Origin of the sequence: Roseateles microcysteis, from assembly GCF_036880965.1 — a bacterium.
Taxonomy (GTDB): Bacteria; Pseudomonadota; Gammaproteobacteria; order Burkholderiales; family Burkholderiaceae_C; genus JAUASW01.
In genome coordinates this window covers 270,802-296,854 of the sequence record NZ_JBAJMV010000004.1, presented here as the reverse complement: position 1 = coordinate 296,854, position 26,053 = coordinate 270,802, and the positions used below count along the sequence as shown (strand labels likewise).

The following is a 26,053-nucleotide window of genomic DNA, read 5'->3' as shown; positions in this document are numbered from 1 at the left end:
CATTACTCTTGATCCAGCGCGCTCTGCACCTGCTCGCGCAGACGGCGCAGCGCGATCAGTTCCCGGTCGGGTGCCTGCAGGGCCGGCCAGAGCAGGGCGACCAGGTCGCGGGCGCTCTGGTCCACGTCGATCTGGCGGCCGGCGGTGATCACTTCCCACAGCATGTGCTCCATCGGCCCGAAGACCAGCGAACGCAACATGCGCAGCGGGATGTCCAGGCGCACCTGGCCTTGCGCCTGGCCGCGCGAGAGCAGATCCATCAGCGGGGCGGTGTAGCGGCGCTGCAGCTCGATGAAGGCCTCGCCGAACTCGGCGCTCCAGTCGGCATCGCGCTTGCGGCCTTCGGACAGCACCAGCTCGCACAGGCCCGTGCCCTGGATCAGGAACAGGCGCAGATGGGTGCGGACGATGAACTCCAGCTGCTCGCGCACCCCGGCTTCGCGGGGCAGGCCGTCTTCAATCGCCGCGATGATTTCGTCGTACCAGTCGGCGATCACCCGCATGCAGAGTTCGCGCTTGCTGCGGAAATAGGTGAAGACCGTGGCCTCGGAAACGCCGAGGCGCTGAGCGATCTCGGTGGTGGTGCTGCGCTCGTAGCCACGGGTGGCGAACACCTCGCGGCCGACGCGCAGGATGTCGCGCACGCGCTGCTCGGCCCGGGCGCTCGTTGGCGCACGCCGTTGCGGCTGAGGCAGGGTGGCGGATGGTGGCATGAGCGCATTCTGGCTTAAAACTTGAGCCTTACTCAAGGACTATTGCATGAGGGTATTTGCTGGGCTATCCTCTCGCACCTCGGCGCGGTTGTGGCTGGGATTCAACTATTTCTTGAGTGCGGCTCATTGAGCGTCACTCAAGCCTGCAGGAGACAGCAAACATGCCGGCCTTGTCCACCAAGCTCAATGCCCGTTCGGCCGATTTCAAGGCCAATGCCGAGGCGATGCGCGCCCTGCTCGACGACCTGAATGCCCGCCTGGCCAAGATTGCCGAAGGTGGCGGCGAGGCGGCCCGGGCCAAGCACACCGGCCGCGGCAAGCTGCTGCCGCGCGACCGCGTCGAAATGCTGCTGGACCCCGGCACGCCCTTCCTCGAACTGGCGCCGCTGGCGGGCCTAAACATGTATGACAACGCAGCGCCCGGCGGCGGCATCATTGCCGGCATTGGCCGCGTGTCGGGCGTGGATTGCATGATCGTCTGCAACGACGCCACGGTGAAGGGCGGCACCTATTACCCGATCACCGTCAAGAAGCATCTGCGCGCCCAGGAGATCGCCGACCAGAACCGCCTGCCCTGCATCTACCTCGTCGACTCGGGCGGTGCCAACCTGCCCAACCAGGACGAAGTCTTCCCGGACCGCGACCACTTCGGCCGCATCTTCTTCAACCAGGCCAACCTGTCGGCGCAAGGCATTCCGCAGCTTGCCGTGGTGATGGGCTCCTGCACCGCCGGCGGCGCCTATGTGCCGGCGATGAGCGACGAGACCATCATTGTCAAGAACCAGGGCACCATCTTCCTGGGCGGCCCGCCGCTGGTGAAGGCCGCGACGGGCGAGGTCGTGACGGCCGAAGACCTGGGCGGCGGCGACGTGCACACGCGCCTCTCCGGCGTGGCCGACCACCTGGCCAATGACGACACCCATGCGCTGGCCCTGGCCCGCCAGGCGGTGGCCCGCCTGAACTGGGTCAAGCCCGACCAGTTGGCGAAGCAGGCACCTCGTGCGCCGCTGTTCGACGCGGCCGAGCTGCACGGCGTGATCCCGACCGACACGCGCAAGCCCTTCGACATCCGCGAGGTGATCGCCCGCGTGGTCGATGGCTCCGAGTTCGATGAATTCAAGGCCCGCTATGGCGCCACGCTGGTCTGCGGCTTTGCCCATATCGAAGGCATGCCGGTGGGCATCGTTGCCAACAACGGCATCCTGTTCGCCGAGAGCGCCAACAAGGGCGCGCACTTCATCGAGCTGTGCTGCCAGCGCAAGATTCCGTTGGTGTTCCTGCAGAACATCACCGGCTTCATGGTCGGCCGCAAGTACGAGAACGAAGGCATTGCCCGCGCCGGCGCCAAGATGGTCACGGCCGTGGCCTGCGCCCAGGTGCCCAAGTTCACCATCATCATTGGCGGATCGTTTGGCGCCGGCAACTACGGCATGTGTGGCCGCGCCTACTCGCCACGCTTCCTGTGGATGTGGCCGAATGCGCGCATCTCGGTGATGGGCGGCGAGCAGGCTGCGTCGGTGCTGGCCACGGTCAAGCGCGATGGCATCGAGGCCAAGGGCGGCGCCTGGAGCGCTGACGAAGAAGAGGCCTTCAAGGCGCCGATCCGCCAGCAGTACGAAGACCAGGGGCATCCGTATTTCGCCTCGGCACGCCTCTGGGACGACGGCGTGATCGACCCCGCCGACACGCGCCGCGTGCTGGCGCTGGGTCTCTCGGCTGCATTGAACCAGCCCATCCCGGAAACCAAGTTCGGCGTGTTCCGGATGTGATCGCGGCTTGCTGATGCCTGCTCAACGATTGTTGCCATGCATTGCTCTGGGCCTGGCCTTGCTGCTGGCCGGGACGGCGGCGCAGGCGCAAGACAAGCTGGCGGCTGAGCTGCGCGAACAGATCGTGCGCGTGCCCGCCAGCGTCCAGGATGCCGACGGCAGGCCAGTGCAGGGCGAGCTGCTTGTGACGACCTTCCGGCCGCAAGGCAAGGGGCCGTTCCCGCTGGTCGTGATCAGCCACGGCCGTGACAGCAAGACCCGCGCCGAGTACAAGCGCCAGCGCTACGAGTCGGCCACGCGCTTCTTCCTGCGCAAGGGCTTCGCTGTGGCCGTGCCCTTGCGTCTGGGCTATGGCGAGCTGGCCTCGCTGGGCGACCCGGAGAGCAGCGTCAACTGCAGCAGCCCGCGCTTCGCGTCGGCGCTTGCTGCCGCGGCTGCGCAAATCCTCGAGGTTGCGCGCTTCATGCAGCAGCAGGCGGACATCGACCCTCAGCGCCTTTTGCTGCTGGGTGTTTCGGTTGGCGGCATCTCGACCATTGCAGCCACCTCGCTGCACCAGCCGCAACCCACGGCGGCCATCAACTTTGCCGGTGGACATGGCGGTCGGCCCGATGTTCAGCCGGGCGAGCCCTGCCAGGCCGATCAGCTGCGCCAGCTTTACGGCCGTTACGGCGAGCTCGATGCGCAGCAGGCCAAGCCGACGCCGACGCTGTGGGTCTATGCCGAGAACGACCGCTACTTCTCACCCCGCAATGCGCGGCGCTGGGCCGAGTCCTATGGCCAGGCCGGTGCCAAGGTCGACCTGCGCGTGCTGCCGCCGTTTGGCGAAGACGGCCACAAGCTCTTTGGCACCGGCAACGATGTCTGGCAGAGCCTGGTTGATGAATTCCTCGCCCCCTTGGGTTTTGACAAGCCCGGTGTGCTGGCCGTGCCGCCGCCCACCAGCGCCGCGTCGGCCGATGAAGCTGCGCTGCCGCAAGGCGGCGTCAAGCTGCGCGAGGCCTATCAGAAGTTCCTCGCCGCCAAGCTGCCGCGCGCCTTTGCCATGAGCAGCGAGGGCCGATGGGGCTATGCCATCGGTGATGACTCGATTTCGCGCGCACTGGCCTTCTGCCAGCGCGACTACGACAAGCCCTGCAAGCTGTACGCGGTCAATGAGGCCGTGGTCTGGAGCCCGCCATGACAAATCAAACGCTGAAGGTCGAACGCGAAGGCGCGGTCGCCCAAGTCACCCTGAACCGCGCCGATGTGCGCAACGCCTTCAACGAGGCGGTGATCGCCGAGCTGACCGCGACCTTCGCCGAGCTGGGTCGCGATGCCAGCCTGCGCGCCATCGTGCTGGCCGCCGAAGGCAAGGCCTTCTGCGCGGGTGCCGACCTGAATTGGATGAAGGCCATGGCGGGCTACAGCTGGGACGAAAACCATGCCGACGCCAGCAAGCTCGCGCAAATGCTCTGGACCATCTACAGCTGCCCGATTCCCGTGATCGCGCGCGTGCAGGGCGATGTGTATGCCGGCGGCGTGGGCCTGGTCTCGGTCTGCGACATCGTGGTGGCCGTCGAGTCGGCCGGCTTCTGCCTGTCTGAAGCCAAGCTGGGCCTCTTGCCGGCCACCATCGGCCCGTACGTGATCCGTGCCTTGGGCGAGCAGGCCTCGCGCCGCTATTTCGTCACCGCCGAGCGCTTCTCGGCGGCCGAAGCCCACCGCCTGGGCCTGGTTCATGAGCTGGCGGCGGACGCAGCCGCGCTGGATGAGAAAATCGCGGCGCTGCTGGCCGCTGTTTCGGCCAACGGCCCGGCCGCGGTCAAGGCCTGCAAGCAGTTGGTGCAGGACCTGGCCCACCAGCCGATCACACCGCCCCTGCGCGACGACACCGCCCGCCGCATCGCCGACATCCGTGCGAGCAGCGAAGGCCGGGAGGGCGTGCAGAGTTTCCTGAACAAGAGCAAGCCGAGCTGGCTGGCCTGACCGAGATTCCATGTCCCTGACCACCCCCGAGCTGCAGCAGCGCAGCCTGGCCGCCGTCTGGCACCCCTGCACGCAGATGGCGCGTGCCGAGCGGGTGCCGCCGCTGCCGATCCAGCGAGGCGAAGGCGCCTGGCTTTACGACTTCGACGGCCATCGCTATTTCGATGCCAACAGTTCCTGGTGGGTCAACCTCTTTGGCCATGCCGATGCGCAACTGAATGCCGCCATCAAGCAGCAACTTGATACCTTGCCCCACGTGATGCTGGCCGGCTGCACGCATGAGCCGGCGGTGCGCCTGGCCGAGCGCCTGTCTGCCCGCACCGGCGGCGCGCTGGGCCATGTGTTCTTCGCCAGCGATGGTGCCAGCGCCGTCGAAATCGCCGTGAAGCAGAGCTTTCACAGCTGGCGCAACCTGGGGCACGCTGAGAAGCGCGAGTTCGTCTGCCTGAAGAATGGCTATCACGGCGAGACGATTGGCGCGCTGGCCGTCACCGACGTGGCCATCTTCCGCGATGCCTACGACCCGTTGCTGATGCGTGCCCACATCGCCCTGTCGCCCGACTCGCGCAAGGGCATCGAGGGCCAGGTCAAGGCGCTGGCCGCGATGCGGGCGCTGCTGGAAGAGCGCAGCGGCCAGATCGCCGCCGTCATCATCGAGCCGCTGGTGCAGGGCGCCGCGGGCATGGTGATGCATTCGCCGGCTTATCTGCGTGCGCTGCGCGCGATGACGCGTGAATTCAACGTGCATCTGATCGCCGATGAGATCGCCGTTGGTTGTGGCCGCACGGGTACCTTCTTCGCCTGGGAACAAGCAGACGCCGAGTGGCCCGATTTCGTCCTGCTGTCCAAGGGCATCACCGGCGGCACGCTGCCGTTGTCGCTGGTGCTGACCACCGAGACCATCTACCGCGCCTTCTGGAGCGAAGACGTCACGCGCGGCTTCCTGCATTCGCATTCCTACACCGGCAATGCGCTGGCCTGCGCGGCCGCCAACGCCGTGCTTGACCGCTTCGATGCCGGCCAACTGGAGCGCAACGCAGCGCAAAGCAAGATGCTGGCTGCCGCCTTCGCGCCACTGGCCGAAGACACACGCGTCGAGCACCTGCGCCAGCGCGGCCTGATTCTGGCCTTCGACGTGAAAGAGGCGCCGGAGCGCTTCGCCGAGAAGTTCCATCTGGCGGCCCGCAAGCATGAGCTCCTGATCCGTCCGATCGGCCACACGGTGTATCTGATGCCGCCGTACCTGATCGGCCCGGCCACGGCCTCCTTCCTGGCGAACGCCGTGACCAACACGCTGAACGAGGTGCTGGCCGATGCTGCTTGAGCACCTGAAGTCCAAGCTGGACGCGATCGAGGCGCAGAGCCTGACGCGCTTCCTGCGTGAGGCCGAAAGCCCGACGGCGCCGCACCAGGTCGTGCGTGGTGCCGACGGCATTGCGCGTGAATTGTTGATGTTCTGCAGCAATGACTACCTGGGCCTGGCCGCGCATCCGCGCATCGCCGAGGCACTGGCCGAAGGCGCGCGCATCTATGGCGGCGGCTCCGGCGCATCGCCCTTGGTGAGCGGTCATTCGGTGGCGCATACCCGCGTGGCCGACACGCTGGCCGACTGGTTCGCGCCGCACATCCCGCAAGCGCGGGCCATTGGTTTCTGCACCGGCTATATGGCCAATCTGGCCGTGGTCACGGCGCTGGGCGACGCGGACGCCGAGATCTTCTCGGAGGCGCTCAACCATGCCTCGCTGATTGACGGCACGCGGCTGTCCAAGGCCCGGGTCACGCGCTATGGCCATGCCGACGTGGCTCAGTTGCGCGGCCTGCTCGCGGGCAGCTCGGCACGCGTGAAGCTGATCGTGACGGACGCCGTCTTCAGCATGGATGGCGACATCGCGCCTCTGCCCGAGCTGCTGGCCTTGGCTGAAGAATTCGATGCCTGGCTCATCGTTGACGATGCGCACGGCTTTGGCGTGCTGGGCAAGAAAGGCCGGGGCTCGATCGAACACTTCGACCTGCGCAGCAAAAGGCTGGTCGTCGTCGGCACGCTGGGCAAGGCGGCGGGCCTGGCTGGCGCCTTCGTCGTGGCCCACGAGACCATCACCGAGTACCTGCTGCAGTCGGCTCGCAACTACATCTTCTCGACGGCTTCGCCGCCGGCGGTGGAACACGCGCTGCTCACCAGCTTCGAACTGATCGAGGGCGAGACCGGCCAGCAGCGCCGCGCGAACCTGCGTGCCTTGCAGGCGCAGCTCTCGTCTGGCATTGCTGCGCTGCTGAAGCGCCATCCCGCGCTGCCCTGGAAGCTCGCGCCGTCCGAGACGCCGGTGCGCCCGCTGATCGTCGGCGGCAATGCCCAGGTGATGGAACTGGCCGCGCGGCTGGAGCGCCAGGGCCTGCGCGTGCCGGGCATTCGCCCGCCGACCGTGCCCAAGGGCGAGGCGCGCCTGCGCATCACGCTGTGCGCCACGCATACGGCGGCTGATGTCGATCAGTTGCTTGCCGCGCTGGACGCAGCCGCCTCCGACATGGAGCGGATCTCAGCATGAAGGGTTTTTTCATCACCGGCACCGACACCGAGATCGGCAAGACCTGCATCACGGCCGGCCTGACGGCAGCCCTGCAGAATGCAGGCCTGCGGGTGGCGCCCATCAAGTCGCTGGCCGCCGGGCAGGAGCAGGACGCGACCGGCCGCTGGGTCAACGAGGACGTGCAGCAGTTGCATGCCGCGCAGACCCTGGGCCTGACGCTTGACGAAGTCGGCCCGCTGCAGTTCCGCACGCCCTGCGCACCGCACATCGCGGCCCGCATCGATGGCGGCACGATTGATCGCGAAGCGCTCTTGCAGAAGATCCGCAGCACCGCGGCCCAGGCCGATGTGGCCCTGGTCGAGGGCGTGGGCGGCTTCCGCGTGCCCTTGACCGACAACTGGGATACCGCCGACCTGGCGGTCGATCTGCAGCTGCCGGTCGTGCTGGTCGTCGGCTTGCGACTGGGTTGCATCAACCATGCGCTGCTGACGGCTGAAGCCATCCGTTCGCGCGGCCTCAAGCTCGCAGCCTGGGTGGCCAACACGGCCGACCCGGACATGCCCCATGTGGCCGACAATCTGACCGCCTTGCAGTCCGGCCTGGCCGTGCCCTGCCTGGGTCAGGTGCCGCGCCTGGCCTCACCCGAACCTGCGGCCGTGGCCGCCCATCTCACGCAGCTTTCCGTGCTGCTGTCCGAACTTCCGCAAGCCTGAGCATGACCATGAAGCAGACGCAAAACCAGATCCAGTCCTTGACGCCAACCACCGATGAGCAGCGCCGCAATGCCCAGCCCTGGACCGTCAACGACGTGGCAGCCCTGTTCGAGCTGCCCTTCAATGACCTGATCTTCCGCGCCCAGCAGGTGCATCGCGAGAACTTCGACGCGAACGCGGTGCAGTTGTCGACGCTGTTGTCCATCAAGACCGGCGGCTGCGAGGAGGACTGCAAGTACTGCCCGCAATCGGCTCACTTCGACACCGGCCTCAAGGCCGAGAAGCTGATTCCCTTGCAGGAGGTGATGGAAGCCGCCCGCGCAGCCAAGGCCAATGGCGCCACGCGCTTCTGCATGGGCGCCGCCTGGCGCTCGCCGAAGGAGCGCCACCTGGAAGCCATCGGCGAGATGATTTCCGAAGTGAAGGCCCTGGGCCTGGAGACCTGCCTGACCGCCGGCATGCTGGCTGACGGCCAGGCCGAGCAACTGCAGAAGGCGGGCCTGGACTACTACAACCACAACCTCGACACATCGCCCGAGTTCTACGGTCAGATCATCACGACCCGCACCTATCAAGACCGCCTGGACACGCTGGACCGCGTTCGCGGCGTCGGCCTCAAGGTCTGCTCCGGCGGCATCGTCGGCATGGGCGAGACCCGCCGCCAGCGCGCCGGCCTGATCGTGCAGCTGGCCAACCTCGATCCGTACCCGGAGTCGGTGCCAATCAACAACCTGGTGCAGGTCGAGGGCACGCCGCTGGCCGGCACCGCGGCGCTCGACCCGTTCGAGTTCGTGCGCACGATTGCCGTCGCTCGCATCACGATGCCGCGAGCCATGGTGCGCCTGTCGGCAGGCCGTGAAGAAATGCCTGAGAGCCTGCAAGCCATGTGCTTCCTGGCCGGCGCCAACTCGATGTTCTACGGCGACAAGCTGCTGACCACCAGCAACCCGCAGGCCGAGAAGGACCGCGCCTTGCTGGATCGCCTGGGCATGCACTGCGCCACCGAAGCCGAGCTCTCGCACGGCCGCCAGCCGGAAGCCAAGATCACGCTGATGAGTGCCGCCGTCAGCGAAGACGCGCCGGCGAGCGCCTGCCAGACGCACTGATACCGCAGCCTGCAGACGACAACAAGACGGAGAGACACGGCCATGTTCAAGAAAATCCTGATTGCGAACCGCGGCGAAATCGCCTGCCGCGTTGCCGCCACCGCACGCCGTCTGGGCGTCAAGACCGTGGCCGTCTACTCCGAAGCGGATGCGCGCTCCAAGCATGTGCAGGCTTGCGACGAGGCTGTGCTGATTGGTGGCCCGGCGCCGCGCGAGTCCTACCTGCAGTGGCAGCGCATCCTGGAGGCTGCCCGCGCCACCGGTGCCGAGGCCGTGCATCCGGGCTACGGCTTCCTGAGCGAGAACGAGGAGTTTGCCGAGGCCTGTGCCGCGGCCGGCCTGGTGTTCATCGGCCCGCCGTCATCAGCGATCCGTGCCATGGGCCTGAAGGCCGAATCCAAGCGCCTGATGGAGCAGGCTGGGGTGCCGCTGGTGCCGGGCTATCACGGTGCCGATCAAGACCCTGCCTTGCTCAAGCGCGAGGCTGATCGCATCGGCTACCCGGTGCTGATCAAGGCCAGCGCTGGCGGTGGCGGCAAAGGCATGCGTGCCGTGCTCGCGGCCGAGGAATTCGATGCTGCGCTGGCCTCCTGCAAGCGCGAGGCGATCAACAGCTTCGGCGACGATGCGGTGCTGATCGAGCGCTATGTGCAGAAGCCCCGCCACATCGAGATCCAGGTTTTCGGCGACACGCAGGGCGACTGCGTCTACCTGTTCGAGCGCGATTGCTCGGTGCAGCGCCGCCACCAGAAGGTGCTGGAAGAAGCGCCGGCCCCGGGCATGACGCCGGAGCGCCGTGCCCAGATGGGCGAAGCGGCTGTCGCGGCCGCCAAGGCCGTGGGCTATGTCGGCGCCGGCACGGTGGAGTTCATCTGCGAGCAGGATGGGCGCTTCTACTTCATGGAGATGAACACCCGCCTGCAGGTCGAGCATCCGGTGACGGAAGCGATCACCGGCCAGGACCTGGTCGAGTGGCAATTGCGCGTGGCTTCGGGCCTGCCTTTGCCGCTCAAGCAGAGTGAGCTGCGCATGCAGGGCCATGCCATCGAGGCGCGCATCTGTGCCGAGAACCCCGAGGCCGGCTTCCTTCCTGCCACGGGACGTCTGGACGTGGCGCGCTGGCCTGCGCATGTGAGTTTCGAGCGCGGCACCGTGCGGCTCGATGCCGGCGTGGGCGAGGGCGACGAGATCAGTCCCTACTACGACTCCATGGTCGCCAAGCTGATCGTCTGGGGTGAAGACCGCGCGCAGGCGCTGGCTCGCCTGGATGCTGCGCTGCGCGACACGCACATCGTCGGCCTGCAGACCAATGTCGCCTTCCTGCGCCGCTGCGCCGCGACGGCTTCGTTTGCCAATGCCGATCTGGACACGGCGCTGATCGAGCGTGAGCGTGCAGCGCTGTTCGATCAGCCGGGCCTGCCGCTGGATGTCGCGGCGGCCGCGGTGGTTGCACACACGCTGGCCGTGGAAGCCACGCTGCAGAACAACGACCCGTGGAGCCGTCGTGACGGCTGGCGCATGTATGGCGCCTCGGCCCGCCGCTTCGAGCTGGACGTGAACGGCGTTCACCACCAGGTCTTGCTGTCGCGTCATCACCAGGGTGGCATGCAGTTGAAGGTCGAGGGCCAGGTCTTGCCCTTCGCCGTGAATTCAGCGGGATTGGAATCGCATGAGCTGCTGCTCGGCGAAGGCCTGAAGGAAGCGAGCCCCCAGGCCAATGCTGTCGCATTGACACCCCCCGAGGGGGCCGGGGCGACTTGGGGCGGTCCGGCGTCGCCGCAACGCCGCATCACGGTCAAGACCTATGCCCAGGGCGAAAAGGTCGCCGTGTTTGCGCCGCAGGGCTCGGTTGTGGTCACCGAGTTCGACGTGATTGCCCATGCGGGCGAGGGCGGTGCCGAAGGCGGCCGCCTGACCGCGCCCATGCCGGGCAAGATGGTGTCCTTCCTGGCCGGCGTCGGCGACAAGGTCACGAAGGGCCAGGCACTGGCGGTGATGGAGGCGATGAAGATGGAGCACACCATCAATGCCCCGCGCGACGGCGTGGTGGCGGAGATTCTCTACGCTGTCGGTGATCAGGTGAGCGATGGCGCGGAACTCCTGCGTTTGGAGAGCTGACATGACGACACTGCCCAGCCATGTGACGCTCGTTGACGTCGGCCCGCGCGACGGCCTTCAGAACGAGAAGCAGCCGGTCGCCACCGAGCACAAGGCGCGGCTGGTCTCGATGCTTCAGGACGCCGGCCTGAAGGAGATCGAGGTCACCAGCTTCGTCAGTCCCAAGTGGGTGCCGCAGATGGCCGACAACGAGGCCGTGATGGCCGCCATCGAGCGCCGCGCCGGTATTCGCTATGCGGTGCTGACGCCGAACATGAAGGGCCTGGAGGCAGCGTTGCCCACCCAGCCGGATGAGATCGTCGTGTTCGCGGCGGCGAGCGAAGCCTTCAGCCAGAAGAACATCAACTGCTCCATCGCCGAGAGCATCGAGCGTTTCGCACCGGTGGTGGCTGCGGCCCATGCCGCTGGCATCAAGGTGCGCGGCGCCCTGTCCTGCGCGGTCGGTTGCCCCTACCAGGGCGATGTTTCGCCGGACGAAGTGGAGCGTGTGGTGCAGCTGATGAAGGAGATCGGCGTGGACCACATGGGCGTCGCGGACACGATTGGCGTGGGCACGCCCCGCCGCATCCAGGCGGCCATGGAGCGGGCCCTGAAGCACTATCCGCTGCATGAGGTGAGCGGGCATTTCCACGACACCTACGGCCAGGCGCTGTCCAACATCTATGCCTGTCTGGAGTTGGGCATCCATCGCTTCGATGCCAGCGTGGCGGGCCTGGGCGGCTGCCCCTATGCCAAGGGCGCGACCGGCAATGTCGCGACCGAAGACATCGTCTTCATGCTCAATGGTCTTGGTATCGAGACCGGCATCGACATCGACAAGCTGGTCGATGCCGGCGCCTTCATCTCGAACGAGCTGGGCCGCCAGCCGGTGTCACGGGTGGGCCGCGCCTTGCTGGCCAAGCGGGCAGGTTGAGGGGCGGGCCGCGCCGGCAGTTGCATCACCCCCGTCAGTCGGCGGGCAGCGGCAGGATCAGGCTGAAGCCGACGCCACGGCCGGCCAGGCCGCCGCCCACCTCGATGCGCCCGCGCAGGCGCTGCGCCATGCGCCGCGCGATGGCCAGGCCCAGGCCAGTCCCGGTTTCGCTGTTGCCTGCCACGCGGTAGAAGCGCTCGAACACGCGCTCCTGCTCGGCCAAGGCGATGCCTGGGCCGTCGTCGGCAACGCTCAGGCACAGCTCGCCACCGGACCGGGCTCGCAGGCTGGCCTCGACACGCCCGCCCGGTGGGGTGTAGCGGATCGCGTTGTCCAGCAGGTTGTCGATGACCGAGTGCAGGGCGCTGCGCTCGCCCAGCCAGTAGAGCTCGTCCGGCGCCTGCAGCGACAGCTCGATATGGCGGCCGCGTGCCAGCGGTGCCAGCAGCGCCGCCCGCTCGCGCAGCAGCTCGGCGAGGTCCAGGCGCTGGCCAGCCTGCTTGGCGGGGTCATCGCGGGCCTCGGCGCGCGCCATGGTCAGCAATTGCGCCAGCAAGTGTGAGACGCGCTCGATGCCCTGGCGCAGCGCCGTGGCTGCGTCGCGCCGTGCGTCGGGTTCAGGTTCCTGCAGCAGCAGATGGGCCTGGGCGCTGACCGCGGCCAGTGGCGTGCGCAGCTCATGGGCGGCGTCTGCCAGAAAGTTGCGCTCCGCGTCCAGGCGCTGGCTCTCGCGCTGCAGCAGGGCATTGAGCGAGCTCACCACGGGCGCGGTCTCCGCATAGCTGCGATCGACCATCAACGGTGTCAGGTCGCCAGCGCGCCGCTGCGCGATGCGCTGGGCCAGCTGGCGCAGCGGCATCAGGCCCCAGCGAACCGACAGCCAGATCCACAGCCCGTGCCATATGAATACGCCCAGTTGCATGGGCAATACCTGGGCAAGCACTGGCAGCACGCTGTCTGGCGGGCGGGGCGCAGCGCCGATGTGCAGGCGCAGCTGACCGTCGCTCGCGCTCAGCGAGAGCGAGGGTTCGGCAGGGTCCAGCGCCTCGGCGGAGCGAGCCAGCAGCTGCCGCTCATCCGCTGACCAGAGTTGATAGCGTGGCCGCAATTGCTCGCCGAGCTGGTCCAGGCTGTAGGCCCGCACCAAGGCTCGCTCGGCGGCGTCGAGGCGTTGCTGGCGGCCGTCCGCCGGCCCCCGAGCAGCCTCGACCAGCAGCCCGCCCCAGTCGCGCAGCTGAGCTTTGACCTGTGTCGGGTCGCCGTAGAGCTGGCGGTAGCTGAGGAGCAGGCTCAGCACAGGCCAGGCCAGCAGCAGCGCCATGCCTTGCCAGGCGATCATGCGCCGCCCGAGCGAAGGGGCCTGCTTGGCTTGGCCCTTCATTGCGGCTGGGCCGCACCGGCCTCGAGCACATAGCCGACGCCACGCACCGTGGTCAGGGCCAGCTCGGGCAGCTTCTTGCGCAGCTTGTACATGTGCACGTCGATGGCATTGCTGTCGTTGCTGCTCGCGGCGCCGATGGCACGCTCAATCTGCTGGCGGGTCAGCACCTTGTCGGGCTGGGCCGCCATGGCCTGAAGGATGTCGTACTCGCGGGTGGAAAGCGGCACCTCGGCACCACCCCAGAGCGCGCGGCGTCTGGCGGTGTCGAGTGCCAGTTCGCCCAGCTGCCAGACATTGCTTGGCTGGCGCGCGCTGCGGCGCAGCAGCGCCCGCAGGCGGGAGAGCAGCTCCTCCATGGCGAAGGGCTTGGGAAGGTAGTCATCGGCGCCGCTGTCCAGACCCTGGACGCGGTCATCCACCGAATCACGCGCGGTCAGGATGATGACCGGCAGATCCTGACCGAGTGAGCGCAGCCAGGCCAGCAGGCTGAGCCCGGAGCGGTCAGGCAGCCCGATATCCAGCAGCAGTGCAGCCCAGTCAGGTTGGGCCAGGAATCGCTGGGCATCGGCCGCATTGCGAACCCAGACCACATGGTGGCCGGCCACAGTCAGTACGCGCTGCAAGGAACTGCCCAGCGGCAGATCGTCCTCAACCAGCAATAGCTTGCTCATCTCTCGTCCTTGACCTGGGCCCTCTGCCCGGATTGCAGGAATTCTAGATTTGCAATGACGCGTCACCAGCGGCGCAAGGCCTGTGCTTCATCGCGCCTTCATCTGCAGTGCCCTGCTTCATTCGGGCTTCATGTTGCTGCCATGACACTGCCCGCCGAACTGCAGCAAGGGGCTGCTGTGACGAGTGGAGACGAGGACATGGAGATGAAGACCAAGACCAAGCAAGGACTGGATGCGCCGGGGCGCTCCCTGCGGCACTGGGGGCTGGTGAGCGCGGTGGCGCTGCTGGCGGGCGTGGGCCTGTGTGCATTCGAGCCTGCGCAGGCAGCCGGGAACGCCGAAGCAGGGACGGAAGTGTCAGCGCCGACGCCTGCATGGGAGATGCGCTGGGGCGGCGCGCTGGCCTCGTGGCAGCGCTTTCCAGGCGCCGACAAGTCGCGCTTGATGGCGATCCCGCTGTTCGAGGCGAGCCATCGCAGCGGCTTTTTTGCCAGCAGCTTGCGCGGCGTGGGCTGGGAGTTCCGCCTGGGCGAAGTCGGACGCGTCAGCCTGGCCGGTGGCTTCGATGCCCGCGAGCGCCGCCGCAAGGACGACCCGCGAGCCCTTGTGCTGGGCGAGCACAAGATGCGGCCGGCCTTTCTGGCGGCGGCAGAGCTGCAGTTCGGTCCGGCCTACCTGGAGCTCAATGCCGTGGCTCGCCTGCGCACCCGTGACCGCGAGCACAAGACGCGATTGGGCACCTACGTCAGCCCCTACAAGGATCACGGCGACGGCGCGACGGTCGATCTCGAAGTCGGCATGGGCATGGTGCGCACCGAACGGCTCCAGTTGCGTGGCGGCCTGCGCGTGGCCGCTATGGACAGCCGCTTTGCCGAGAACTTCTATGCCGTGCCGGCCGAGATCGGCAGTGCGGCGACGCCGCCGATCCGGCCATACCGCCTCGGCTCGGGCGTCATGAGCGCCGGTCTCGGCCTGCAGGCCCAGGTGCAGATCGACAAGGACTGGACCTTCACGTCGCGCATGAACCTCGACCGCTTGCGCGGCGCGGCTGCCACCAGCCCCTTGGTCCAGGAGCGCAACCAGCCTTCGCTGATGATGACGATCAGCCGGCCGCTCTGAGGCTGCCTCAGCCGCGCACGCGCTCGGAGAACCACCACAGGTGGCCATCGCAGTCGAGCGCTCCATAGGCTCGGTCGGCCCAGTAGGCCTCGCCGTAGTCGTGCAGCGCCGGCTCCATGGTGATGACGGCGCCGGCAGCTCGGGCTCGCTCGCAGTGCGCCTGCACATCGTCCACATAAAGCATCACGCTTTGCGTGTTGGCGCCGCCAACAGTACGTGGGCTGCGCGAGGGCACGCCAAAGCGTGCTTGGCGTGCCGCGCCGCCTTCGGACACCATGATCACGGCCTCGCCGTAGCTCAGCTCGCTGTGCGCCACCGAGCCGTCCTCGGCATCGACCTTGATGCGCAGCTCGAAGTCGAAGGCCTTCATCAGCCATTCGATCGCACGGTTGGCGTCTTCATAGAACAGCGCGCTGGAGAGGCGCGGCCAGTCGGCAGGGGTGGGATTCATGGGGGACAGGCTCCCTTGCTGTGCGGCGAGCCCGAAGCATAGGCCGGCGCCTGCCGCGCCACAAGCTCAGGCGCCGCTGCGCCGATGCAGTTCCAGCGGCCCCAGCGCTTGCAGATGGGGCGAGGCGTCAGCGCTCGCCGCATAGCAGGGGAAGCGCATGGGTGCGTCGCGGAATGACTTGAGTACCTGGCCCAGGCCCTTCAGGCCGTGGCGGCGCGTATGGCGCACCCGCTCCAGGTCCAGCGTCAGCGGAATGAGCTCCTGCTCAGGCCCGGCCTGGTGCAGCACGTCGCCCTCCGGCCCCACCACGATGGAGCGGCCATTGCCCAACCGGCCGGCGTTGTTGACGTCGAAGAAATAGCACTGGTTCATGATGGCATTGGCGCGGGCGATTATCAGCTCCTCGCTGCGGTCAATGGTGCCCGTCATCGTCGGGTGTAGGATCACCTCGGCACCCTGGCAGATCATGGCGCGCGTGGTCTCGGGGAACCAGCCGTCGTAGCAAATCGACACGCCGAAGCGGCCCACGTCCGGTACATCGAACACCACTGTCTCGGTCCCGCTGGCCACGCCCTGCTCGTAGGGCTGGAAGGGGTACATCTTGCGATAGCGTGCCACTACCTCGCCGGCCGGGTTGATCACCGGCGTGGTGTTGTAGATCAGACCTTCGTGCTTTTCGTAGATCGACCCCGGGATCAGCCAGATGCCATGGCGCCTGGCCAGCGTCTGGAAGCGCTGCTCGGTGGGGCCGGGCAGGGCTTCGGCAAAGCGTAGCTCGGGGCCGAAGGCCGCCAGCTCGGCCAGCACCACCATCTGCACCCAGGGGAAGCGGGCCAGGGTGCCGGCCACCTCGCGGTCTATGGTGTCGAGGTTGTCGTCATGGGGCAGGGCCAGCTGCAGGCCGGCAATCGAGAACTTGCTCATGGGGCTGTGCCTCCGAGGGGGAAGTGACAAGACGCGGACAGTTGTCCAGCGGCTTCTGTGGGCGCCACGCTTCTGCAGGCAGCCTGTGCATGCGCGCAACGCAGCTGGTAGGCGCATCCAGTAGCTGCAAAACCGGGGTCGGGTTTTGCGTCCAGCAATGGCGTGCCGGCCCCTGGGACAGCGGCCAGCAGCTCGGCGGTGTACGGATGGCGTGGCGCCGCAAATACCTGGTGCACTGGCCCACGCTCGACCACGCCGCCGGCATACATCACCAGCACCTCGTGCGCGAGGATCTCCACCAGCGCGAGGTTGTGAGTGATGAAGAGGTAGCTGAGCTGCAGCTCGTCGCGCAGGTCGCAGAGCAGGTTCAGGACCTGGGCCTGCACCGACACGTCCAACGCTGAGGTAGGCTCGTCGAGTATGACCAGGCGCGGCTGCAGGATCAGCGCCCGCGCGATCACGGCGCGCTGCAATTGGCCGCCCGAGAGCTGGTGCGGCAGCCGGTCGGCCATGGCCTCGCCCAAGCCCACGCGGGTCAGCATCTCCAAGGCGCGGTCATGCAGGGCGGCGCGGTCCAGCCCCTTCATGTGCACCTGCAGTGGCTCGATCACGCTGACCCAGATCCGCTGGCGCGGGTCCAGCGAACTCAAGGGGTTCTGCAGCACCACGCCGAACTCGCGGCGCAGAAGCACCGTCTGGCTTGCACCGGTGCCGAGAAACTCCGCGCCGCCGATGCGCACTTCGCCGGCATCTGCCGACACCAGCTTGGCGATGCACATCGCCGCCGTGGTCTTGCCACTGCCCGATTCACCAACGATGGCCAGCGAGCGGCCGGGTTGCAGCTCGAGGTCGAGGCCGCGCAAGGCCTTTACAGGTCCATAGCTCTTGCGCAGGCCGCGCACGCACAGCACGGGTTCAACCATGGGCCACCCCCGTGCTCGGCGCAGCCAGCGTGGCTGGCAGGATGGGGTTGTGGCATTCCACATGACTGGCCGCGCGTAGGCTCACCGTGGGCGGCAATTGGCCAGTGCAGGCGGGCACGGCGCGGCGGCAGCGCTCGACGAACACGCAGCCGCTTACCACCGCCGTCGATGGCAAGACCTGGCCGTCGATCACTGGCAGGCGACGCTGCAGCTCGCCCAGGCGCGGCTGGGCCTTGAGCAGGCTGGCCGTGTAGGGGTGCGAGGCCGAGGCCATCAGTTCGCGCACCGGACCATGCTCGACCGTGCGGCCGCCATACATCACGCTTACCCGGTCGGCCATTTGCGCCACCAGGTCAAGGTCATGCGAAATCAGGAGCAGGCCCATGCCCTGGTCGCTCAGCTCACGCAGGAGCCGCATGATGCGGGCCTGCACAGTGACGTCCAGCGCGGTTGTTGGCTCATCTGCGATCAGCACCTCGGGCTCGCATGCCACGGCCATGGCGATCATCACGCGCTGCAATTGGCCGCCCGAGAGCTGGTGTGGATAGCGCTGCAGATAGGCATCGCCCAGCTGCACCTTCTGCAATGCCTGCGACACCCGATGCTTCAGCGCAGTGCGCGGCTCCTTGAAATGCGTGGTCACCACGGTGAGCAGTTGCCGGCCCACGGTGTAGAAAGGGTTCAAAGCGCTGAGCGGATTCTGAAAAATCATCGCCACGCGGCGGCCACGCACGGCTCGCAGCGCGGGTTCGGGCGCACCGAGCAGTTCGGTGTCGCCAATGCGGATGCTGCCGCTGGCGCGTGCACGCGGTGGCAAAAGGCCCAGGCAGGCCAGGGCAGTGAGCGACTTTCCGCTGCCCGATTCGCCCACCAGGCCCAGCACTTCGCCGGGCCGAACCTGCAAGGAGCAGGCGCGCAGCGGTGTGCCGGCGCCGATGCTCACCTGGAGACCCTGGATATGCAGGCCGCTGCTCATGCCGACCGCCCTTCGAACTTGGGGTCGAGCCGGTCGCGCAGGCCGTCGCCCAGCAGGTTGGCGGCCATCACGGCGATGAAGATCGCGGCGCCGGGGAAGGCGGCAGTCCACCAGTATTCGAGGAAGACGGAGCGTGCATTGGAGATCATCAAGCCCCATTCCGGCGTGGGCGGTGTGGCACCCAGTCCGATGAAGCCCAGCGAGGCGGTGGTGAGGATGGCGTAGCCGAAGTCCAGGCTGGCTTGCACGAGGATGGGCGTGCTGCAGTTGGGCAGCACATGACGCCAGACGATGCGGGCATGTGAGGCGCCGAAAGCGCGTGCCGACACGATGTAGTTCTCGGCCTTCACGCTCAGCGCGGCGGCACGCGCGATGCGCGCATACCAGGGGAACCAGGACACCGCCACGGCCAGCATCGCGTTCTCGAGGCCCGGGCCGAGCAGTGCCACCAGCAGGATGGGCAATAGCAAGGGCGGGAAGGCGAGGAAGAGATCCGCCGTGCGCATCAGCAGGCTGTCAAGCCAGCCGCCCGCGTAGCCCGCCACCAGGCCCAGGGGTACGCCGATCAGCGCGGCCACCAGCACTACGCCGGCGCCAATCAGGAGCGAGATGCGCGCACCATGCAACACCTGCGAGAACAGGTCGCGGCCCAGCGCGTCGGTGCCGAACCAGTGTTCGGCACCGGGCGGCATGAGCTTGACGGCAAGGTCGATGCGGGCCGGGTCGGGCAAGCTAAGCCACGGTGCGGCCAGGCTCAGGAGCAGCAGGGCCAGCAGCAGCCCGGCGGTACCGGCGATCACGGCGTTCTGCCGCAGCCACCGCGTGGCCGACCGGGTGGGGGAGAGGGCGAAAGTATGGGTGAACGGGGCACTCATGGCGAGAGGCGCGGGTCCATGGCGAAGTAGAGGAGGTCGATCAGCAGATTGATCAAGAGGTAGACGGTAGAAACCAGCAGCGTCACGCCGATCACGGCGGGCTGGTCATTGGTGACGACCGATTCGACGATGTAGCCGCCGATGCCAGGCCAGTCGAACACGTACTCGACGATCACGCTGCCGCCGAGCATGAAGCCGTAGCTCAGGCCGATGACGGTGAGCAGGGGCAACATGGCGGCGCGCAGCGCATGGCCGAACAGCAGGCGTTGGGGATGCATGCCGTAGGCGCGCGCTGTGCGCACATGGTCGGTCTGCAGAATCTCGGCCATCACATTGCGAGTGGTGCGCAAGATGACCGCGAGCGAGGCCGCGGCCAAGGCTGTGACCGGCAGCACCAGGTGCTCAAGCGCACTGCGGAATGCGGCGCCGTCGCCGGCGAGCAGGGTGTCAATCAGGTAGAGGCCACTCACCGCCGCGAAGGGCTGGTCGAGCATCAGGTCGGAGTCGATGCGTCCCTGCAGCGGCAGCCATTGCAAGTGGCCGTAGAACAGCAATTGCAGAAGAATGCCGAGAAAGAACACCGGCACCGCCAGCAGCGACACCGCCACCGTACGGCTGCTCTGGTCGAACGCGCGGCCCTGTCGCGCTGCGCTCCACACACCCAGCGGCACGCCCACCAGCACCGCCAGCAGTAGAGCCAGCGACACCAGCTCGGCGGTGGCTGCAAAGCGTTGGCGCACCTCCTGCGCGACCGGCAGGCCGGTGCGCAGGCTGCGGCCGAGGTCGCCTTGCACCGCGTTCGCGGCAAAGCGGGCGAACTGTTCGACGAGCGGGCGGTCCAGGCCGAGCTCAGCGCGGGCTGTGGCAATCTGCTCCGCCGTCGGCTTGGAGCCCAGCGCCAGCTCCACGGGCGAACTGGGCAGCAGACGGCTGAGTACGAAGACCAGCGCCATCACGCCCAGCACGATGGTTATCAGAGCGAGGCAGCGTTTGGCCACATAAACCCAGAGTCGCGACATCCGTCCCAGCTTCCCTTGTTGCGGCCGCAAGGCCCTTGCTGGACGCGATTCTCGCCACTGCGGCACTTGAGCCGCCAGACCCTTGGCGCGGCCCCTCTTCGGGGTTAGATGGAAACCCTGAGGGACGGGTCTTGCCCCCAGCGTAGGCTGCCGCAGCTTCACGGCCGCACGCTGCCCGACTACCCCTGCGGGGGCGCCCCGCACAGGGAATAGGCAAGCGGGTGGCGGCTGTGAAAAATCCGCTCATCGCAAAACAGTGAATGAGCTTCCAGGAACGATTGGGAACGAGACCTCGATGAAAAAACTTCTGCGTTGCTTGCTCTGCCTGTTTGCCGGCCTCGTGCTGGCGGCAGCCGTGCCAGCACAGAGCACGCGGCCCCTTGTGTATGCGATGTACGCCGACATCAAGGATTGGGACCCGGCGATTGCCTCGTCCACCGAGGTGATCCTGCTCAGCAATGTCTACGAGCCCCTGGTCTGGTACGACCCGCAAGCCGGCAAAGACAAATTGCGCCCCGGCCTGGCCACCGCCTGGAGCGTGAGCAAGGATGGCCGCGAATGGCGCTTCACCTTGCGCCAGAACGTGCGCTTCCATGATGGCGAGCCCTTCAATGCGGCGGCTGCCAAGGCCTCGATTGAACGCACCCGTCAACTAGCGAAAGGTTCGTCCTTCATCTGGGACCGGGTGGAGAGCATCAGCGCGCCCGACGCCCAGACCCTGGTGATTCGCACCAAGGTGCCGGCGCCGGTCGACCTGATCGCGTCTTCGCAGTATGCGGCCTATATGGTCTCGCCCAAGGCCATGGCGGCCGGCACGGCCTGGTTCAACGAAGGCCGCGACGGCGGCACCGGCCCCTACACGGTGCGCCAATGGACGCGCGGCCAGGAGGTGGTGCTGGATCGGTTCGACGGCTACTGGGGCGGCTGGCAGCCAGGCCAGTTCCAGCAGGTCAAGCTTCGCGTGGTGCAGGAGGCTTCGACCCAGGCTCAACTGATCCGCTCCGGCGAGGCCGACATCATCACCTTGCCCTCGGCCGACCTGGTGAAGGCGCTGGTACGCGACCCGAAGATCGCGGTGCTTCGTGGACCGTCCTGGCGCAACACACAGTTCCTGCTCAACACGCAGAAGGCGCCGACGAACAACGCCAATTTCCGCCGTGCGCTGACTTACGCTTGGGACTACCGCGGCGTGGCGGACAAGATCTACGAAGGCGGAGCGAGCCCCGCCACCGGCCCGATCCCGGCCACGATGTGGGGCCACGACTCAGCGCTCAAGTCGCCGCGGCTCGACCTGGCGCAAGCTCGGCGCATGCTTGAAGCCTCGGGCGTGCCGCGCTCGGCCTGGAAGATCACGGCCAGCTATATCGGTACCAGCGAGGAGTACAAGAACTCGCTCCTGCTGTTCAAGGCCAATCTGGAACAGCTGGGCGTGACGCTGGAATTGCGTCCGGGACCATGGGGAAAGATCTGGGACGACGCCAAGCGCGTCGAGAGCTCGCCCAACCTGATCTCGATGACCTGGTGGCCCACCTATGGCACGCCATCGGACTGGCTGATCGGCCTGTTCCGCAGCGAGTCGCCCACGGTCTTCAACCTCTCGCGCTACGCCAACCCGGCGTACGACGCACTGGTCAATGCCGGCGTTGCTGAAGAGGCGCGCGATCGTGCGCTGGCCGCCGCCAAGTTCTCGCAAGCCCAGCAACTGCTGCTCGACGACGCGGTGGCGCTCTTCGTGGCCGACCTGCAGGGCCGTGTGATCCATCGCCGCTCGCTCAAGGGCGTGCAACTCAATCCGGCCTACGACGCCGTGCTGTTTTATGGGTTGAGTCGCTGAGCGCGGCCGGCCCGGGTTTATTGAATCCAACAATTCAAAGGAGTATTCCTGTGGCATCGACATTGACATCGACCTCGCATCTGAAGAGAAGCCCGCTGGTGGTCGCCATGGGCGCGGCTTTCGTGACCTTCGGCCTGCCGGCCATGGCACAGCAGGCGCCGGCACCGGAGAAGACCACGCTCGAGACCGTGGTCGTGACCGCCCAGGGCCGCAAGGAGAATCCGCTCAAGGTGCCCTACAACATCTCAGCCATCAGCGGCGACGACCTGCAGGAGCGCCGCATCACCGACCAGGTGGACCTGCTGCGCGAAGTGGCGGGCGCCTCCGTGGTGGACCGCGGCTATCGCAACTCGGGCGTGCTCAGCGGCGTGACGGTGCGCGGCCTGAACCTCAATGGCTCGGCGCTCGGCGACTACCAGACCTCGGCCGTGCCGGCGGTGTCCACCTATGTGAACCAGACGCCGATCTACGCCAACTTCCTGATCAAGGACCTGGCCCGCGTGGAGGTGCTGCGCGGCCCGCAGGGCACGCTGTACGGATCGGGTTCGCTGGGCGGCACGGTGCGCTACATCACCAACGCCCCTGACCTGAAGGCCTTCGCCGCCCGTGTGGAAGGCAGCTTCAGCAAGACCGATGGCTCCGACGGCAGCAACAAGACCGGCGACCTGATGATCAACCTGCCGCTGGGCGAGATGCTGGCGGCGCGCGTGCTTGCCGGCAAGGTCAAGAACGCCGGCCTGATTGACTACGTGAACGTCTACAAGCTCGACGCCAAGGGCGCGCCGGTGGCGCCCAGCGGCCTGATCAACAAGGCGGCCAGCTATGAGTCGATCAAGGACGCCGACACGGTGGACATCGACTACGCCCGCGTGGCCCTGCTGTTCAAGCCCAATGCCAGCTTCTCGGCCACGCTGACGCACCAGACCCAGTCTGACGAGATCGGTGGCCGCCGCCAGCCCACCCGCGGCAACAACGGCAGCGGCGTGCCCTACGGCAAGTACGAGAACGGCTCGATCCAGCTTGAACCCTCGAGCCGCGATGTGCACATGACCAGCCTGGAGATGGAGCTGGACCTCGGCTTTGCCACGCTCACCAGCGCCAGTTCGCAGTACGAGCAGACCGGCACCAGTCTGTCGGAGAACACCGGCTTCTATGCCAAGAACAACTGGCTGCGCGATTTCTACTACAACTACCCGCGCCCGATGGCGCAGGCCCAGCGCGGCTACAGCGACAAGGCGACGGTGCAGGAGCTGCGCCTGGTGTCCAGGAAGGGTGGCTCCTTCGACTACATCGCCGGCCTGTACTACCAGGACCAGGTCCTCACTTCCTCGCAGCGCAGCTATCTGCGCGGCCTCAAGGTCTGGGCCGACGCGGCAGTGCCGGGCAACTTCCTGGTCAACGATAACGACTTCCTGTACGACCGCAGCCAGAATTTCAAGGAGACCTCGGTCTATGGCGAGCTGACCTATCACTTCAGCCCCGCGATGCGCAGCACCGTGGGCGTGCGCCACTACAGCAACAAGTTCAACAACGATACCGTGATGGGCATCCCGGCATGGGGCATGACGCCGGAGCGCACGGTCTTCAACCAGAAGGACAGCGGCCAGCTCTACAAGCTGAATCTGGCCTATGACCTGGCACCCAACCAGATGGCCTATGCCACCGTCTCGCAGGGCTACCGGCGCGGTGGCGCCAACGCCGTGCCGCTGGTTGGCAACTTCAAGGAAAGCGCGACCTACCTGACCTACGCGCCCGACACCAACACCAACTATGAGGTGGGGCTGAAGGGCGCGAGCGGCAATATGCGCTACGGCGTTTCGGCCTTCTACATCGACTGGCGCAATGTGCAGGTGGAGACCACCACGCCCAACTGGGGCTTCTTCGCCGCACAGAACGGCGGCAAGGCCAGCAGCAAGGGCATCGAGTTTGAGCTGAGTGCGCCGCTGAGCACCGCCTGGCGCGCAGGCATCAACTACGCCTATGTGGATGCCAAGCTGGTGGATGATGTGCTGCGGGTCGACAAACCCTCCGTGGTCGTGGCGCCAGCCGGCACCCGCTTGCCGGGCACGGCCAGACACACCATCAGCGGCTCGCTGGAGCATGCGGCCAATCTCGAGAACGGCTGGCAGTGGACCAACCGGCTTTCGCTCTACTACCAGGGTGCCACCGAGAACGCGATCTCGGCCAGCGCCAAGTTCAAGCAGACCTGGGGCGGCTTCTCGCAAGTGGGCCTGGCGTCCACGCTGGCTGGCGACAAGTGGTCGGCCACGGTCTTCGTCAAGAACCTGCTGAACAATGAAGGCATCACTGGCGGCTTCCTTGAGCAGCACATGGGCACCGACGCGGCGCAGAACTACTTCGGAAATGGCTCCAAGGTCTTCATCTCGCAGCCGCGCACGGTGGGGGTCTCGGTGGTCTACAACTTCTGAGTCTCGGTGCTAGGCTCTCGGGCCGATCTCAAGTGACCGATGCTGACCACCGCTGAACCCTCATTGCCGCAGGCCTTGCAGGCGATCAAGGAATCGCTGGCGCAAGGCCGCGCGGACGAAGCGCGCTGTGGCGTCGAGGCCTTGCTGCAGCCGGCCTCGGTGGAGCGGCTCACGGCGGCCAGCCAGGTTTTCCAGCAGCTGGGCGACTTTGCGCAGATGCTCAGCTGCGCCGAGCGTGCCTCGGCGCTGGCGCCGGGCGACGTGAAGCTGCAGACGCGCGAGATCGAATGCCAGATCTACAGCGGCCGCATCGACCAGGCCCGCCTGCTCTTGGGCCGCATGGAGCGCATAGCCTGGCTCGATGGCGGCTTGCTGCAGCATGTGGCCACGCTTTACATCCACGCGGCCAGCCACGCCGAAGCGCATCGCTGCTACGAACGCGCGGCGGCGCTGATGGCCATTGACGCGCCCACGCTCTACAACCTCGCGTCTTCCTGCGTGGCCATGGGAGAGCTGGAGCGGGCCGAGCAGTTGTTCAACCGGGTCATTGCACTGCGGCCGGATGATTTCGATGCGTACCAGAACCGCGCCAGCCTGCGCGCCTGGAGCCGCGAGTCCAACCATGTGGACGAGCTGAAGGCTGCGCTGGCCCGCTTGCCGACTGACCATGCGGGGCGCGTGGCGCTGGGCTATGCACTGGCCAAGGAATATGAAGACTTGCAGGAGCACGCGCTGTCGTTCGCGGCGCTGCAGGCGGCTGCGAACAGCCGCAGGCAACGCCTGGCCTACCGTGTGGAAGGCGACGTGGCGGCCATGGCGCGCATCCGCGCGGTGTTCGATGCGAAGGTGCTTTCGCAGCCGCGACCGCCAGCCACGCCCGGCGATCCGTCGCTTTTCGTGCTGGGCCTGCCACGTAGCGGCACCACCTTGGTCGACCGCATCCTTTGCTCGCACAGCCGGGTCAGGAGCCTCGGCGAGATCAACAGCCTTGCCTTTGCGCTGATGGCACAGGCCAATGGCCCCGGCGACAAGCTGGCCATGATCGATCGCAGCGCGCAGCTGGACTTCGCCCGCCTGGGAAATGACTACCGCACGGCGCTGCGCAGCTATGGTGTGGACGCCGGCCTGTTGCTCAACAAGACGCCGTCGAACTATCTCTACCTCGGTCTGATTCACCTCGCCCTGCCGGGTGCTCGCGTGGTGCATCTGCGCCGTCATCCGCTGGACAGCTGCTATGCGATGTACAAGACCTTGTTCCGAATGGGCTATCCGTTCTCGTACAGCCTCGAAGATCTCGGCCACTACTACCTGGCCTATCACCGGCTGATGGCGCATTGGCGCGAGCTGATTCGCGGCAGCTTTCACGAGATCGACTACGAGCTGCTGGTGCAGGAACAGGAGGCGCAAAGCCGCGCGCTCGTGCAGCACTGTGGCCTGCCTTGGGAAGACGCATGCCTGCAGTTCCACAGCAATGTTGCGCCGGCTGCCACGGCCAGCGCCAGCCAGGTGCGGCGGCCGCTGTACGCCTCATCGGTACAGCGCTGGCGCAGCTATGAGCGCGAGCTGGCGCCGCTGGCCGACTTTCTCAGGGCGAATGGTGTGGACTGTGACTAGCCGGCAACGTGC

Annotated in this window: 22 protein-coding genes; 13 read left to right on the top strand and 9 right to left on the bottom strand. The window is 66.9% G+C overall.

The genetic code is table 11. The features are described 5' to 3' along the window. Nucleotides 1-2: 2 nt before the first annotated feature. Nucleotides 3-713 (bottom strand): TetR/AcrR family transcriptional regulator, encoded by a 711-nt coding sequence (locus V3596_RS13180; protein ID WP_334278218.1) that lies wholly within the window; start codon nucleotides 711-713, stop codon nucleotides 3-5. A 161-nt stretch (nucleotides 714-874) separates the two neighbouring features. Here V3596_RS13180 and V3596_RS13175 point away from each other — a divergent pair, with 161 nt between their 5' ends. Genes V3596_RS13175 through V3596_RS13135 form a run of 9 tightly spaced genes read left to right on the top strand, consistent with a single transcriptional unit; the run spans nucleotide 875 to nucleotide 11,825 of the window. Continuing rightward, on the top strand, nucleotides 875-2,482 hold the full coding sequence (locus V3596_RS13175) for a carboxyl transferase domain-containing protein (protein ID WP_334278217.1): 1,608 nt from the start codon (nucleotides 875-877) through the stop codon (nucleotides 2,480-2,482). 31 nt (nucleotides 2,483-2,513) lie between these two features. Next, the gene (locus V3596_RS13170) at nucleotides 2,514-3,665 is read left to right on the top strand and encodes an alpha/beta hydrolase family protein (RefSeq protein ID WP_334278216.1); all 1,152 of its coding nucleotides are present in this window, start codon (nucleotides 2,514-2,516) and stop codon (nucleotides 3,663-3,665) included. After that, the gene (locus V3596_RS13165; RefSeq protein WP_334278215.1) at nucleotides 3,662-4,450 is read left to right on the top strand and encodes an enoyl-CoA hydratase/isomerase family protein; all 789 of its coding nucleotides are present in this window, start codon (nucleotides 3,662-3,664) and stop codon (nucleotides 4,448-4,450) included. The genes V3596_RS13170 and V3596_RS13165 overlap by 4 nt, the downstream gene beginning before the upstream one ends. Before the next feature lie 10 nt (nucleotides 4,451-4,460). Continuing rightward, nucleotides 4,461-5,774 carry an adenosylmethionine--8-amino-7-oxononanoate transaminase gene (bioA, locus tag V3596_RS13160; protein WP_334278213.1) on the top strand — a complete coding sequence of 438 codons (1,314 nt, stop codon included), beginning with the start codon at nucleotides 4,461-4,463 and terminating at the stop codon, nucleotides 5,772-5,774. Then, nucleotides 5,764-6,993 (top strand): 8-amino-7-oxononanoate synthase, encoded by a 1,230-nt coding sequence (gene bioF, locus V3596_RS13155; protein ID WP_334278212.1) that lies wholly within the window; start codon nucleotides 5,764-5,766, stop codon nucleotides 6,991-6,993. The genes bioA and bioF overlap by 11 nt, the downstream gene beginning before the upstream one ends. Continuing rightward, nucleotides 6,990-7,688, top strand: a complete 699-nt coding sequence (gene bioD, locus V3596_RS13150; RefSeq protein ID WP_334278211.1) for a dethiobiotin synthase — start codon at nucleotides 6,990-6,992, stop codon at nucleotides 7,686-7,688. The genes bioF and bioD overlap by 4 nt, the downstream gene beginning before the upstream one ends. Nucleotides 7,689-7,696: 8 nt before the next feature. Continuing rightward, nucleotides 7,697-8,794, top strand: coding sequence for a biotin synthase BioB (gene bioB, locus V3596_RS13145; protein WP_334278210.1), 1,098 nt, complete (start codon nucleotides 7,697-7,699; stop codon nucleotides 8,792-8,794). Between the two features lie 42 nt (nucleotides 8,795-8,836). Further along, entirely contained in the window at nucleotides 8,837-10,912 is a 2,076-nt protein-coding gene (locus V3596_RS13140) for an acetyl/propionyl/methylcrotonyl-CoA carboxylase subunit alpha (protein WP_334278209.1), read from the top strand. 1 nt (nucleotide 10,913) lies between these two features. Then, complete coding sequence (locus tag V3596_RS13135) at nucleotides 10,914-11,825, top strand: hydroxymethylglutaryl-CoA lyase (RefSeq protein WP_334278208.1); 912 nt, start codon at nucleotides 10,914-10,916, stop codon at nucleotides 11,823-11,825. Between the two features lie 34 nt (nucleotides 11,826-11,859). Here V3596_RS13135 and V3596_RS13130 read toward each other — a convergent pair whose 3' ends face one another. Together V3596_RS13130 and V3596_RS13125 are read right to left on the bottom strand one after the other, a co-directional pair. Beyond that, the gene (locus V3596_RS13130; protein ID WP_334278207.1) at nucleotides 11,860-13,206 is read right to left on the bottom strand and encodes a sensor histidine kinase; all 1,347 of its coding nucleotides are present in this window, start codon (nucleotides 13,204-13,206) and stop codon (nucleotides 11,860-11,862) included. Next, entirely contained in the window at nucleotides 13,203-13,877 is a 675-nt protein-coding gene (locus V3596_RS13125) for a response regulator transcription factor (protein WP_334278206.1), read from the bottom strand. The genes V3596_RS13130 and V3596_RS13125 overlap by 4 nt, the downstream gene beginning before the upstream one ends. Nucleotides 13,878-14,018: 141 nt before the next feature. Here V3596_RS13125 and V3596_RS13120 point away from each other — a divergent pair, with 141 nt between their 5' ends. Beyond that, a complete protein-coding gene (locus V3596_RS13120) occupies nucleotides 14,019-14,996 on the top strand; it encodes a MipA/OmpV family protein (RefSeq protein WP_334278205.1) in 978 nt (325 codons plus the stop codon). Between the two features lie 7 nt (nucleotides 14,997-15,003). On the opposite strand, the gene V3596_RS13115 is transcribed toward V3596_RS13120, so the two are convergent. From V3596_RS13115 to V3596_RS13090, 6 genes are all read right to left on the bottom strand, one after another. Beyond that, nucleotides 15,004-15,447: a VOC family protein gene (locus tag V3596_RS13115; protein WP_334278204.1), complete on the bottom strand. Its 444-nt coding sequence runs from the start codon at nucleotides 15,445-15,447 to the stop codon at nucleotides 15,004-15,006. Nucleotides 15,448-15,513: 66 nt separating this feature from the next. Next, entirely contained in the window at nucleotides 15,514-16,371 is an 858-nt protein-coding gene (locus V3596_RS13110; protein WP_334278203.1) for a carbon-nitrogen hydrolase family protein, read from the bottom strand. After that, nucleotides 16,368-17,294 (bottom strand): ABC transporter ATP-binding protein, encoded by a 927-nt coding sequence (locus V3596_RS13105; protein ID WP_334278202.1) that lies wholly within the window; start codon nucleotides 17,292-17,294, stop codon nucleotides 16,368-16,370. The genes V3596_RS13110 and V3596_RS13105 overlap by 4 nt, the downstream gene beginning before the upstream one ends. Next, nucleotides 17,287-18,270 carry an ABC transporter ATP-binding protein gene (locus V3596_RS13100; protein WP_334278201.1) on the bottom strand — a complete coding sequence of 328 codons (984 nt, stop codon included), beginning with the start codon at nucleotides 18,268-18,270 and terminating at the stop codon, nucleotides 17,287-17,289. The genes V3596_RS13105 and V3596_RS13100 overlap by 8 nt, the downstream gene beginning before the upstream one ends. Then, nucleotides 18,267-19,145, bottom strand: a complete 879-nt coding sequence (locus V3596_RS13095; RefSeq protein WP_334278200.1) for an ABC transporter permease — start codon at nucleotides 19,143-19,145, stop codon at nucleotides 18,267-18,269. The genes V3596_RS13100 and V3596_RS13095 overlap by 4 nt, the downstream gene beginning before the upstream one ends. Continuing rightward, nucleotides 19,142-20,164 (bottom strand): ABC transporter permease, encoded by a 1,023-nt coding sequence (locus tag V3596_RS13090; RefSeq protein WP_334278199.1) that lies wholly within the window; start codon nucleotides 20,162-20,164, stop codon nucleotides 19,142-19,144. The genes V3596_RS13095 and V3596_RS13090 overlap by 4 nt, the downstream gene beginning before the upstream one ends. A gap of 295 nt (nucleotides 20,165-20,459) precedes the next feature. Between V3596_RS13090 and V3596_RS13085 the strand changes: the two genes are divergently transcribed. From V3596_RS13085 to V3596_RS13075, 3 genes are read left to right on the top strand one after another with little or no spacing between them, the layout of a single operon-like run. Continuing rightward, nucleotides 20,460-21,998 carry an ABC transporter substrate-binding protein gene (locus V3596_RS13085; RefSeq protein WP_334278197.1) on the top strand — a complete coding sequence of 513 codons (1,539 nt, stop codon included), beginning with the start codon at nucleotides 20,460-20,462 and terminating at the stop codon, nucleotides 21,996-21,998. Nucleotides 21,999-22,048: 50 nt separating this feature from the next. Continuing rightward, complete coding sequence (locus tag V3596_RS13080; protein ID WP_334278196.1) at nucleotides 22,049-24,427, top strand: TonB-dependent receptor; 2,379 nt, start codon at nucleotides 22,049-22,051, stop codon at nucleotides 24,425-24,427. 39 nt (nucleotides 24,428-24,466) lie between these two features. Beyond that, complete coding sequence (locus V3596_RS13075) at nucleotides 24,467-26,041, top strand: tetratricopeptide repeat-containing sulfotransferase family protein (protein ID WP_334278195.1); 1,575 nt, start codon at nucleotides 24,467-24,469, stop codon at nucleotides 26,039-26,041. The last annotated feature ends 12 nt before the right edge of the window (nucleotides 26,042-26,053 follow it).

Coding starts and splice junctions, on each gene's coding strand:
- V3596_RS13110 (WP_334278203.1), bottom strand. CDS start 16,371: ATGAGCAAGTTCTCGATTGCCGGCCTGCAGCTGGCCCTGCCCCATGAC.
- V3596_RS13120 (WP_334278205.1), top strand. CDS start 14,019: ATGACACTGCCCGCCGAACTGCAGCAAGGGGCTGCTGTGACGAGTGGA.
- V3596_RS13175 (WP_334278217.1), top strand. CDS start 875: ATGCCGGCCTTGTCCACCAAGCTCAATGCCCGTTCGGCCGATTTCAAG.
- V3596_RS13090 (WP_334278199.1), bottom strand. CDS start 20,164: ATGTCGCGACTCTGGGTTTATGTGGCCAAACGCTGCCTCGCTCTGATA.
- bioD (WP_334278211.1), top strand. CDS start 6,990: ATGAAGGGTTTTTTCATCACCGGCACCGACACCGAGATCGGCAAGACC.
- V3596_RS13115 (WP_334278204.1), bottom strand. CDS start 15,447: ATGAATCCCACCCCTGCCGACTGGCCGCGCCTCTCCAGCGCGCTGTTC.
- V3596_RS13130 (WP_334278207.1), bottom strand. CDS start 13,206: ATGAAGGGCCAAGCCAAGCAGGCCCCTTCGCTCGGGCGGCGCATGATC.
- V3596_RS13085 (WP_334278197.1), top strand. CDS start 20,460: ATGAAAAAACTTCTGCGTTGCTTGCTCTGCCTGTTTGCCGGCCTCGTG.
- bioB (WP_334278210.1), top strand. CDS start 7,697: ATGAAGCAGACGCAAAACCAGATCCAGTCCTTGACGCCAACCACCGAT.
- V3596_RS13180 (WP_334278218.1), bottom strand. CDS start 713: ATGCCACCATCCGCCACCCTGCCTCAGCCGCAACGGCGTGCGCCAACG.
- V3596_RS13165 (WP_334278215.1), top strand. CDS start 3,662: ATGACAAATCAAACGCTGAAGGTCGAACGCGAAGGCGCGGTCGCCCAA.
- V3596_RS13135 (WP_334278208.1), top strand. CDS start 10,914: ATGACGACACTGCCCAGCCATGTGACGCTCGTTGACGTCGGCCCGCGC.
- V3596_RS13100 (WP_334278201.1), bottom strand. CDS start 18,270: ATGAGCAGCGGCCTGCATATCCAGGGTCTCCAGGTGAGCATCGGCGCC.
- bioA (WP_334278213.1), top strand. CDS start 4,461: ATGTCCCTGACCACCCCCGAGCTGCAGCAGCGCAGCCTGGCCGCCGTC.
- bioF (WP_334278212.1), top strand. CDS start 5,764: ATGCTGCTTGAGCACCTGAAGTCCAAGCTGGACGCGATCGAGGCGCAG.
- V3596_RS13125 (WP_334278206.1), bottom strand. CDS start 13,877: ATGAGCAAGCTATTGCTGGTTGAGGACGATCTGCCGCTGGGCAGTTCC.
- V3596_RS13105 (WP_334278202.1), bottom strand. CDS start 17,294: ATGGTTGAACCCGTGCTGTGCGTGCGCGGCCTGCGCAAGAGCTATGGA.
- V3596_RS13075 (WP_334278195.1), top strand. CDS start 24,467: ATGCTGACCACCGCTGAACCCTCATTGCCGCAGGCCTTGCAGGCGATC.
- V3596_RS13140 (WP_334278209.1), top strand. CDS start 8,837: ATGTTCAAGAAAATCCTGATTGCGAACCGCGGCGAAATCGCCTGCCGC.
- V3596_RS13095 (WP_334278200.1), bottom strand. CDS start 19,145: ATGAGTGCCCCGTTCACCCATACTTTCGCCCTCTCCCCCACCCGGTCG.